Origin of the sequence: Vibrio sp. 10N.286.48.C11, from assembly GCF_041469805.1 — a bacterium.
GTDB lineage: Bacteria > Pseudomonadota > Gammaproteobacteria > Enterobacterales > Vibrionaceae > Vibrio > Vibrio crassostreae_C.
This window is the reverse complement of the sequence record NZ_JBFRLK010000137.1, coordinates 1-9,755: the sequence shown is the minus strand read 5'-3', so window position 1 is coordinate 9,755 and position 9,755 is coordinate 1. Positions and strand designations below refer to the sequence as shown.

At 41.2% G+C, this 9,755-nt stretch carries 12 protein-coding genes; 8 read left to right on the top strand and 4 right to left on the bottom strand.

The features are described 5' to 3' along the window. Positions 1 to 93 precede the first annotated feature (93 nt). Both AB4209_RS22185 and AB4209_RS22180 read right to left on the bottom strand, forming a co-directional pair. Positions 94 to 1,509 (bottom strand): DEAD/DEAH box helicase, encoded by a 1,416-nt coding sequence (locus AB4209_RS22185; RefSeq protein WP_170967985.1) that lies wholly within the window; start codon positions 1,507 to 1,509, stop codon positions 94 to 96. Next, on the bottom strand, positions 1,506 to 2,048 hold the full coding sequence (locus AB4209_RS22180) for a hypothetical protein (RefSeq protein ID WP_102321417.1): 543 nt from the start codon (positions 2,046 to 2,048) through the stop codon (positions 1,506 to 1,508). The genes AB4209_RS22185 and AB4209_RS22180 overlap by 4 nt, the downstream gene beginning before the upstream one ends. Positions 2,049 to 2,149: 101 nt before the next feature. On the opposite strand from AB4209_RS22180, the gene AB4209_RS22175 reads away from it, so the two are divergent. Then, a complete protein-coding gene (locus AB4209_RS22175) occupies positions 2,150 to 2,362 on the top strand; it encodes a helix-turn-helix domain-containing protein (protein WP_065676525.1) in 213 nt (70 codons plus the stop codon). Positions 2,363 to 2,384: 22 nt separating this feature from the next. On the opposite strand, the gene AB4209_RS22170 is transcribed toward AB4209_RS22175, so the two are convergent. Beyond that, on the bottom strand, positions 2,385 to 2,945 hold the full coding sequence (locus tag AB4209_RS22170) for a recombinase family protein (RefSeq protein ID WP_102321418.1): 561 nt from the start codon (positions 2,943 to 2,945) through the stop codon (positions 2,385 to 2,387). A gap of 174 nt (positions 2,946 to 3,119) precedes the next feature. Between AB4209_RS22170 and AB4209_RS22165 the strand changes: the two genes are divergently transcribed. Further along, entirely contained in the window at positions 3,120 to 3,827 is a 708-nt protein-coding gene (locus tag AB4209_RS22165) for a helix-turn-helix domain-containing protein (RefSeq protein WP_102321419.1), read from the top strand. 53 nt (positions 3,828 to 3,880) lie between these two features. Further along, the gene (locus AB4209_RS22160; RefSeq protein ID WP_102321420.1) at positions 3,881 to 4,603 is read left to right on the top strand and encodes a hypothetical protein; all 723 of its coding nucleotides are present in this window, start codon (positions 3,881 to 3,883) and stop codon (positions 4,601 to 4,603) included. A gap of 205 nt (positions 4,604 to 4,808) precedes the next feature. Here the strand turns inward: AB4209_RS22160 and AB4209_RS22155 are convergent, their stop codons facing one another. Beyond that, a complete protein-coding gene (locus AB4209_RS22155; RefSeq protein WP_102321421.1) occupies positions 4,809 to 5,744 on the bottom strand; it encodes a WYL domain-containing protein in 936 nt (311 codons plus the stop codon). A 699-nt stretch (positions 5,745 to 6,443) separates the two neighbouring features. Between AB4209_RS22155 and AB4209_RS22150 the strand changes: the two genes are divergently transcribed. The 5 genes from AB4209_RS22150 to AB4209_RS22130 all read left to right on the top strand — a co-directional run. Next, positions 6,444 to 6,866, top strand: a complete 423-nt coding sequence (locus AB4209_RS22150) for a PD-(D/E)XK nuclease superfamily protein (RefSeq protein ID WP_102321422.1) — start codon at positions 6,444 to 6,446, stop codon at positions 6,864 to 6,866. Positions 6,867 to 6,936: 70 nt separating this feature from the next. After that, on the top strand, positions 6,937 to 7,602 hold the full coding sequence (locus tag AB4209_RS22145; protein ID WP_240800817.1) for a hypothetical protein: 666 nt from the start codon (positions 6,937 to 6,939) through the stop codon (positions 7,600 to 7,602). Next, positions 7,599 to 7,868 carry a hypothetical protein gene (locus AB4209_RS22140; RefSeq protein ID WP_102321423.1) on the top strand — a complete coding sequence of 90 codons (270 nt, stop codon included), beginning with the start codon at positions 7,599 to 7,601 and terminating at the stop codon, positions 7,866 to 7,868. The genes AB4209_RS22145 and AB4209_RS22140 overlap by 4 nt, the downstream gene beginning before the upstream one ends. 9 nt (positions 7,869 to 7,877) lie before the next feature. Then, positions 7,878 to 8,942: a DUF6765 family protein gene (locus AB4209_RS22135; protein ID WP_102321424.1), complete on the top strand. Its 1,065-nt coding sequence runs from the start codon at positions 7,878 to 7,880 to the stop codon at positions 8,940 to 8,942. Positions 8,943 to 9,404: 462 nt separating this feature from the next. Beyond that, positions 9,405 to 9,755, top strand: a 351-nt coding sequence (locus AB4209_RS22130; RefSeq protein WP_372057404.1) for a Tn7 transposase TnsA N-terminal domain-containing protein, incomplete at its 3' end; no start/stop codon positions are given.

Sequence of the window (9,755 nt, the reverse complement as noted above, 5' to 3'; positions counted from 1 at the left end):
CTCTAGCAAGCTTTTGTCCATAAATGAGTTGAACGACGCCGCTACGTGGTGTGATCACCAAGGGATTCTGTCGTATCTTAATTACTAAGCGATTCATGGGTTTTGAAAACGGAACACATCAACAATTTGTTGTCTAAAATCACCCACTACGTCGAAGTAGTGGCACTGTTCTTCAGAGTTGTGGTTAGATAAGGTGGCTGCTTTTTGTTCAGTTTTAGTTAGTTGTGTTTCGCCCCATGAAATCTGGGTGCCTGAACTTTTTATGCTTGAGTAGTTTGGTATCCGCGTGTTATGAATTTCTGAAAATGCAGCGTTGTTATGGGGCATGTGTTCTTGAAATACTACATCGTTCAAAGGGATCTCCTCTGCGACTCGGTTGGCATAAGTCACTAGGTTGGGTTCGGCAAAAGTATATAACCACGCTTCTTGGTTTATCCCTTTGTTTATCCTGAGAATACGCCCCAAGATTTGCCTGAAGTAAAGCTCTGTTTTAACCTTGCTAAGGTGGCAGCACACTTGAAGCCTAGGGATATCTGTCCCTTCGCTAATCATTCCCACACTCACTATCCAATCGGAATCGCTGCTTCTGAAGTCATCGATGATCCCTGAAGGGGCGTCATGCTTGTAAGTGACAAGAACCGCCTTTTTATTAAACTCTTCGGAAAGCATTGAGTGTATTCTTATCGCGTGCTCAACAGATGCCGCTACCACTAACCCTGCGGCGTTTGGTTTCTTTTCCTGAATCGCATCTAGCTTCTTTAAGCCTAATTTTATCAGGTATCTTATGCAGGTATCGTCGGTGATGATACTTTGATAGTAGCCAAAAGGTTCATCCAGATATTCACGGATGGATGAGAAGTGGCGAGTTTCTGAATCGTTAGATTTTGCAGTGATCATTTCGTTGTCGACTAAGACAATACTGGGTAAGCGACATACTTTATCTTTAACCGCTTGGCTCAACCCATAGACGTAGTTACATTCAATTTCAGCCGTGTTGATGTTGTAGCTTGATAGGCTTACCGGTGCTTTATCAGAACGCCATGGCGTACCAGTTAATGAAAGTGTGTATCGAGCGTGGGATTGTATGTGTTGAATAACTTTTTCACCCCATGCGTTTGCCTCTGTCATGTTGAGCCCCGCGCAATGATGAATTTCATCAAGGACAACCAGGACTCGGTGAGTTTGTAGCAAAGACCAAAAGTAGTCATCAAAGTACTGCAAACCTTGATAGGTATACGAGGCACCTAACGCTCCAATCACGCCATCAAAACGGCAGTTCAGGTGATTCTTAAAGGTGTAAGCTAACCCCTGCGATATGGCTGTTGATGGTGAAAAACAAAGGACAAAGTCGATAGCTTTTTGTTCAAATAGCCGAGAGGCAACTTCTGCCGCCATGACTGACTTTCCAGCCCCTGGCGTTGCAAGACAGAGGAAGTGAGACTGACCTTTCTGATAGTGATGCAGGGCCAGTTCGACGCACTCTGATTGCCACTGGCGCAAAGCTATCATGATAGTGCTAATGCCATTTTGATTGCTCTTATCTGACCAACCAATTTTGAACTTTGAATCTTGGTCTTGCTCCTTACATCATGTAAGCCTTCTTTTAAATGAGGGAACTCAGAGCTAAGGCCTTGATACGTTTGAAACTCTTGTAAGCAGGCTAAAAAGTCACTTTCACATTGCTCTAACCTTTCTTGAAGTACCGTTTTAGGCGAATCTGATTTGCTTTCATAAGAACTATCATTGTTTTCGCTGACTTTGGTAGTGCTGTTGTGTTTCGTTAATTCCCAGGTTGCTTTTGAAAACAGATCAGTCTTTTGATACGTCACTTTCTTGGTGCCTTTAACGCTTACTTTACACAGTAGCTGTTTATTTTCTAGGCGTAGGATATGTCGGTACACCAGTCGTCTCGCTGCTGCTTTATCTAACGTAGAACCAGCGAGAGCCAGATACCGATCCCTAAGTTCTAATACAGAGAAATCATCAAGTTGATCCTCAATGAGAATTTGATAGAGAAACGGAATTAGATGAATTGGCTTACTGGACATTTTGTTTACCGAAATTTCGAGTGGGATTTTAAATGCGGATTATAGTCCGTGGATTTATATGCCGCAAGTAAGGATAGTTTTCATTTTAACTTGGATTAAAAATGAAAGACTTAGCGGTTAAATTTGGCTCGAAATTACGTGAGGTACGCAAAGAAAAAGGCATCTCTCAAGATAAACTCGCGCTAATTGCTGACATAGACAGAAGTTACGTTGGCCGCATTGAACGTGGTGAAGTGAATATTACACTCGAAAAAGTGTATGGCTTGGCACAAGCCTTAGAATGTAATGTTGTTGAGTTGCTGCCAGCGCCTTAGGGTAAAAGTGTATTCATACCATTCAAGAACCATTGCGGTTGTCGTTAAGTATCTTGTATACGCTGTTTCTCGAAATGCCTAGCACACTAGAGATTTGTGTAATTTTTTGATGCTCAGAATGCATACTGATAACTTGTTGCTTTATTGCGTTCGAGATTGGTTTCCTACCTTTGTATTTTCCAGCGGCTTTTGCTGCCGCGATCCCTTCAAGTTGACGTTCTCTGCGAATGTTTAATTCAAACTCGGCAAAGACGGCCAACATATCGAGAAACGCTTTGCCGGATGCTGAATCTGTTGAGATAGGTTGTTCTAAAGCGGTCAGTAGGATTTGCTGATCGTTAAAGGTTTTGACCATCTGCTGCAAATCTAGAACAGACCTGGCGATGCGATCGATTCTTGTAATGACGAGAGTGTCTCCGGCTCTTAGGTATTCCATTAGATCCACCAAACCTTGACGTTTGATGTTTGACCCCGTTGAAGTATCAGAGAAGATTTTGATACAACCTGCTTCCGTGAGTTTCTGAATCTGGAGATCTAATGATTGCTCTGTAGTGGAAACTCGTGCGTAGCCGACCTTGCTCATTGAATTTGCTCATTTAGCATCTAGACTTATTGAACATAGTGTCATTTAAAGTGTTTATCCACTCTAAATGAACATTATTGAGAAGCAATGAGTTTGTTGAATTAGGGTATACCTTAAATGAAAGCCTATCGTCGTATGTTTTGGAAGCTGCTCGTTTAGGAAAGAGGAAACGCCATGAACTTTCGAGACCCCGAGTTAGTACTGACTAAGCGTTTTCGTGGCGGGAAGAAATCCTATTTTCAAGTGAATTCATTTGATGCCGAATGGGTGTCGTTACAGGATATAGAGCATGGCGAATGCTTTTCCTTTAAACGAGCGCAGTTAGAAAGTCACATTAACAGCGGTCTTCTTTTGGCTACGGTCAAAAATAATGTTCCTGACGCTTTATTTATCAATGCCGTTAAAAAGAAAAAAAAACCTGTAGCTGTTGGCAAGAAAGTGGAAATTGAAGCTGAAGTCGACCGTAGATATTTCTATGTTCGCAAAGTACAGGATTCTGATCTTCCTGCATTGTCAGCAAATCGGTTAACACCGTGGATTAGCAAGGTAGCTGCAGAAATCGAAGATGAATCCCCGCCATCATATAAAACACTCCTTCGATGGCTTAAAGCGTTTAATGAATCGGGATGGAAAAAAGCCTCACTGCTCCCTCGTCATCATAATAAAGGTAATCACTCCAACCGATTGCCCCCTGAAGTAGATCAATTGCTATCCCAGGTTATCGTTGAGCATGCTAGGTCTTCAGTGAGAGTTAATATAGGCAAAGCACATCGAGATTTTATTGAGCGAATGGAACGGCTGAATGAGCGTCGATGCAACGAAGGGCTACCGATGCTTACTCCAAGCAGTTATGAAACCACGTTACAGCGTTTGAGAAAATGACCATCTGGTTGTTTTGTTTTGTTTTGTTTTGTAGCCTTATAACGGAATGAATAATGAATTTTAGCGACCCTAATCTTATTCTTGTGAAGCGCTATCGAGGTGGCAAGTGCTCTCATTATCAGGTGAGTGATGTGAGCCGAACTGAAATCACCATCAAAGATATCGAACATGGTGGGTACTTTTCCTTTGCAAAAGACCAATTAGCATCGCATATAGAAAAAGGGCTTTTGATCACCATATCTAAAGACACTCTACCTGAAACCGTTTTTGTTAATCCCGTAGGCAAAAAGATTAAGCCCCAGAAGGAAAAGCCCCAAAAAGCAAAGCGAGAATTGGAATACGAGCAAGCAATGGAAAGACGCTATGCGTACGTGAGGGGAGTATTGGACTCTGATGTTCCGGCGTATACCCAAAAGCGACTTGATCCGTGGCTCGCTGCGTTTTCTAAAAGTATTGGGGATGCCAATCCACCAAGTTGGCGAACATTAGCAGAGTGGGTCAGTGTGTACGTTAGATCGGGTTGGCAAAAGAAAGCTTTGAAACCTGCTCATGCACTCAAGGGCAATCGAAGCCATTATATTGATGACGAGGTCGAAAAGCTCTTGCGACGCGTAGTAAGGGAGTATTCATTGAGGCAAATCAGAGTGAATTACACGCAAGCACATAACGATTTCTTAAAGCTAGTAGAAAAGCTCAATCAATCAAGAGTTAAACAGGGATTGAAACCAGTTAAAGCGAGCAGCTATCGCACAACGGTTAACCGGTTTCAGCTGTAGCTAGATTTTGGACAAAATATTGCCATGCGGTTTTTAAATGCAAATCGTTGATTCATTACACGTGCTAAGTTTACTTTGACTGCGCTGGTTACTCAATTCTGCGCCCGTTCCTTGAGAAAGTGAGCGCAGTGTTTGCAGTATGTTTAACCAGCGTAATCGTTTACTAGTTAATAGTTCTGCGGTGGGCTATCTGCATGCGCTAGTGTTATTTTCTAATGTAACCCTCTGTTTTTATTGTGTATTCATGCATCATGCGTTTGACGCTATTTACATGTTGCAACATATCTGCATTTTTTAGAAAGAACTTAAATCTGCTTGCTTCCGGAGGAATTTCACTTGGTACAGTTCCTGAGTCGACAGACCAGCGTTCTAATAATGACCAAGCAAAAACTGATTTTTCAACAACAACAAGAGTATCAGTATCACCCATACCAAACTCGATTCTAATCGCTTGTTTACCCTTTTCGTCTAAATCTGGATGTAGACCTAGTTGAATGGGTATTAGTGTATTCCATTCGTTATCATCATTAACCGTCGATTCGGATGTATCCTCTGTCGGTTTTATACGTTCAAATCGTGAAAAGTGGAAACTCTTAAAGATAGACTCTGCTGGATTATCTTTAATATCTTTGGCCCGAAACACCCAATTAAGTCCATCAAAAAACACAGTAGAAGGTTCTAGGATACGTTCGTCACGATAATCACTATTTGCTGAAATATAGTCACCTCGAACTCGTTTATTATCCGTAATTGCCCGCGTGATTACAGCGATAGATTCAGCATCAAGTTCCGTGGTTAAATCGCACGCTCTTTTGTAAATAGCCGATTCTTTTTGTTGTAATTTATGGCGGCAGAAACCTTCGAAGTGCATTTCCAAAGCTTTGCGAGCTTCAATTTCAACTAAGGGTTGATATGTGTCTAATCGAATTTGGTGTGTTTTTGGAACGATATTTTTATCATTGGTGAGCTGTTTGTACTCTGAAAGATCTTTTGTAGCTAATGGTTCCGAAATGCCAAACTCTTCGACAATTTCAGACCTTAGTATTTTACCACTGAATCTAACTTTAAAATCAATAAACGCGAGCCGTTCTGCTCTAGACTGGTTTCCGATTTTTTCTTTTAATTCATTGATACTGTACATTTTTATTATATCTCTTGATTTGGTTTCGTACTTATTTAATAACTATTTTAGCACAAATCGCTGTTTTTATCGCGACCAATTTAACGGTTGTTAATTATTTAATATTAAAAAATTAATAATAACAAATTAAAAAAGATGGCTTTTGATTGATCTGTGACCTATTGATGTGGCATAGTATAAATAGAAACAATGCTAATTAGCGTAGCAACACAAGAACTTAACAGGAAAATGATAGGAGTAGGAAAATGAAAAAAAATGGGCAACTAGCCATAAATGGCGTAATGGTTCGTAAGAAGAAATAAAAAAAGCACTTTCAGTGATAACTAAAAGTGCTTTTTTGCAGTGAGGTGAAGTTTATCCCTATTTGGCGTAGGAATAAAAGGCCCAACATTAAGAGGTTTCAAGCCCACAGAAAGGCAAGATTGCTCAGATTTGTAACGCAATCATACCTTCCAAATGTGTTCACCTCAATAACTGAATTCCCTCTTTAACTAGTTTTTGGAGGAATCTCAAATGAGTATTCGCCCTAAAGTAGTCCCAGTTTGCGCATACAAGCGTTACCGAAATGGTGTCTGGGAAGACGTGTGCTCACACACACGCTCACTACCTCGATGATCGAGTAATTACAAAATGGATGCGATTGAAAAGTTCAATCGCATCACTATCCAAATATCGTGAACACAAAACGGAAGAATGATTATGTGTAGAAAAGACCTTTTAAATGAGATCTCGGATACGTTACAAGAAATGGGGTTTATCGCAAGTAACACCAGAGCTCATTTCACCTACCAATCTAATATCAAATACCCAAGCATTTTTAGTGAGAAGAACAATTACGCTCACTACATTTTGTACACGCCTATTCGTACCATCCAAATTGTCGCTAAGTACCAACAATCAACCGGCACTGCGATGGAAAAACTTGGCTACACCGTGCTTGATGCCGCGCGTACTGAGTTTGATGACTACCTCGTGATCTGTGGCGGTGGTGAGTTGCTAAAAGGCAGTTGTGCGATTGATTTCCTCAATAAGCAGAAAAAGATAGCTCCTCGTTTGCATGCACTTCGTGTTCAAGATTTACCAGATTTAATCAAAGATGATTTAGACCGAAACGCCGCTTGACTGGTAAAGATTGAAAACAAGCGAATGAATATGTCATTCGCTTGGTGAGATCAAATAGAGGAGTCCTAGTGTGAAAAAACTGATCACTTTAACGATGTGTACACTGCTATCCGCTTGCGCAGCGACGGTGCCTAAAGAAGTTGTCGAACTGTCTTATCAAATGGAAAAAGACATGAGCCAGGTTGAAGAAGCTTATGTCACTTTGGTAAGACAGCACGTCTCGATGCTGAAAAAGCAAAGAGAAGACTATCTGTACCGAGAGTGGGTCCCAGTCATGCTCGAAGATTGGATTCAAACCGGTCAATTAATCGAAATGGCGCAAGGTACGGTTGTCTACGATGAGTCGATGGGAGGGTTTAAAACCGTCACTCAGCCTGATCGACTCTCTCAACTGAGCAGCATCACCGAGTGGGCATTAGCCGCATCAGAAGAAATTGAAGCAAAGAAACGAGAGCTCATTCAGCCATTAGAAGAGGCGGAGCAGAAGTTAATTGCTGATATACACCTTAGTTTCAATTTACTGATTCAAGGGAACCAAACGATTACCGCCCATCTCAATAGCATTCGAGAAGTGCAAGATGTTCAAAATAAGCTACTTGAACGTGCTGGGTGGGATGGCCTTCGTGACAATATCAATCAACAACTTAGCGAGTTATCAGAACAGGCTGTTACCGGCTTAGATGAGGTTCGTAAACTCGATAGTAAAACTCAAAAACAATTGGAGAAACTGCAATGAGTATGCGCACTTTAATTAAAAAGTCGGTTAACAAAGCGAATGCAAGCTTGGCTGATAGGGAAGCTGATTTGCTTAAAAATACGGACTTTTCCGATAGTACCCTGTCGCCCGGTATCTGTGAACATCATCTTTATTCTAGCCTGATTGACGTAATACATTCGGCAACTACTGCTAATGCAAATACCGCCAAATTAGAGTCAAACATTCGAGAATTAGGTGATGAGGCATGGCAATTAACCCAACGTATTTTAAACGCAGTTAAATAGGATCAGATTATGCAAATCGATATGCACTACTACGGAACGTATTGTCTGGCTCGTGCGGCTGGTCTTAGGCTTGAAGCGGCGAAAGTGATCGCCAATTCTGCGCAGTTTGTTGATGATAATGCACAAGAGAACGATATAGAGTTTGATGATGCATCGGCTTGTCGCGTTGAACCGACAGCCCATCATGTGGCGGACATTAGTAACATCAACCCGAATGAGCAACGTTTGGTTTGGGTTCCTTTTCACTTCTTGCCAGGTAACAAAGGTGAGTCGTTTACGGAGAAGTTAATCTGTCGTCAAGATAGCGAAATAGCTCGTGAAATGTGTGCCAACCATCTAGCACAAGTAAACAAGCCCTATTTTCTTCCCTTGATAGGTATTATGGCGCACGTTTACGCAGATACCTTTGCCCACTATGGCTTCTCAGGGGTCAGTTCGCGCAAGAATCGAGTCAATAGTGAGTCGTTTGATTTCAAAGATCTTAACGATGATATGCATAAGTACATCGTCGGTAAAAAAGATAATTTTTTTGCTCGTTTTAACCCTTTTGTACGGAATATTAAATCGCAGTTAGCGCAAGATCTGTCGGGTGCGTTAGGTCATGGTGGTGTCGTTACTTTCCCTGACCGACCTTACTTAAAGTGGCATTTCACGTATGAGGATGGTGTTCAGTCAGGTTGGCGCGACAACGTGGAAACCTTCATGCTTTATTGCCAGAAGACTCATCAAATGTTTTCTGAACTGGCAAATGCATCCCCTCAACTTTCAGATTTAGAGCAGCAGCAGACGTGGCAGCAGCTCGAGCCAAAAGTACGTGAGATCATTGAGTATCAAGCAAGGGGTGAAGAGCGAATTCTGAAATGGCAAACCGAAGCGATGCACGGTGAATTGTTTAACATTGCAGAAGCTATCCCACTATATCAAGACTGGAATGAGGGCTTTGAAGCATTAAGTACAGGTTGCAGCCATGATGCGATGTCACACCCCATCTATGGTTACTACCAAGCGGCTTCTTATCATCGCTGGTATGTTCTGCGTGAGCTTTTGCCTCAGCATGGTTTGATGGTGAGCTAGTTTTGGTTAGAAGTAATTACTTAGTCGTTCTTCGAATATAATCATGGAGCTATTAAAGACTTATTTCCAGTGATGGATTGACATTGTTCATCACTGGAATTTCATCCTGTAACGCCGCACTCATTTTCTGAGTGTGATGGGATGAGCATGAATATTTGCATAAAATCAACTTAGGACCTTACGGTGTTAGAGGAAAGTATGGGTCAAAGGGGGTTAAGCTGGATTCTAGTAAGTCGCTAAGTTGGTGAATATGTATTGACCAACACGTTAGTATAACTTGGATAATAACGACTAAATAAATACTACTAAATATGCATTTAAAACAAAATAGTATAATGTTTAGTACTACTTCTACTATAAATTTCTAACTTAGCATAAATTGCAAAGAAGTTAGCAAATTTGCACTATAAGTCAGCATAGTCTATTTTTTGTTGTAGGTTTACAACAAAAGTGATGCGCACTATGTTTGACCAAACCAAAAAATCCTCTCACGTTCACAACATCTGCAAGTTCATGAGCTTGAAAAATGATGCTGTTGTTCGCACTCTCTCTGTTTTAGAGTTCGATTTTTGTTTCCATCTCGAATATAACCCTGATGTTAAAGGGTACATATCTCAACCACACGGTTTTTATTACTACTTTAATGGTCGCAAGTGTCGTTATACGCCAGATTTTTTAGCCGATAATCATAACGACCAATCTACTCTTATTGAGATTAAGCACTCAAGCCAGATTTTAAAACCAGACTTCAGGCTCCGATTTGCTGAAAAACAGCGAGTAGCACTAGAAGAACGTAAGCGTGCCATGAACACC

What these genes read in the sequence shown, in the direction of transcription:
- AB4209_RS22185 (WP_170967985.1), bottom strand. Translation starts at nt 1,509, where the DNA reads ATGATAGCTTTGCGCCAGTGGCAATCAGAGTGCGTCGAACTGGCCCTG.
- AB4209_RS22180 (WP_102321417.1), bottom strand. Translation starts at nt 2,048, where the DNA reads ATGTCCAGTAAGCCAATTCATCTAATTCCGTTTCTCTATCAAATTCTC.
- AB4209_RS22175 (WP_065676525.1), top strand. Translation starts at nt 2,150, where the DNA reads ATGAAAGACTTAGCGGTTAAATTTGGCTCGAAATTACGTGAGGTACGC.
- AB4209_RS22170 (WP_102321418.1), bottom strand. Translation starts at nt 2,945, where the DNA reads ATGAGCAAGGTCGGCTACGCACGAGTTTCCACTACAGAGCAATCATTA.
- AB4209_RS22165 (WP_102321419.1), top strand. Translation starts at nt 3,120, where the DNA reads ATGAACTTTCGAGACCCCGAGTTAGTACTGACTAAGCGTTTTCGTGGC.
- AB4209_RS22160 (WP_102321420.1), top strand. Translation starts at nt 3,881, where the DNA reads ATGAATTTTAGCGACCCTAATCTTATTCTTGTGAAGCGCTATCGAGGT.
- AB4209_RS22155 (WP_102321421.1), bottom strand. Translation starts at nt 5,744, where the DNA reads ATGTACAGTATCAATGAATTAAAAGAAAAAATCGGAAACCAGTCTAGA.
- AB4209_RS22150 (WP_102321422.1), top strand. Translation starts at nt 6,444, where the DNA reads ATGTGTAGAAAAGACCTTTTAAATGAGATCTCGGATACGTTACAAGAA.
- AB4209_RS22140 (WP_102321423.1), top strand. Translation starts at nt 7,599, where the DNA reads ATGAGTATGCGCACTTTAATTAAAAAGTCGGTTAACAAAGCGAATGCA.
- AB4209_RS22135 (WP_102321424.1), top strand. Translation starts at nt 7,878, where the DNA reads ATGCAAATCGATATGCACTACTACGGAACGTATTGTCTGGCTCGTGCG.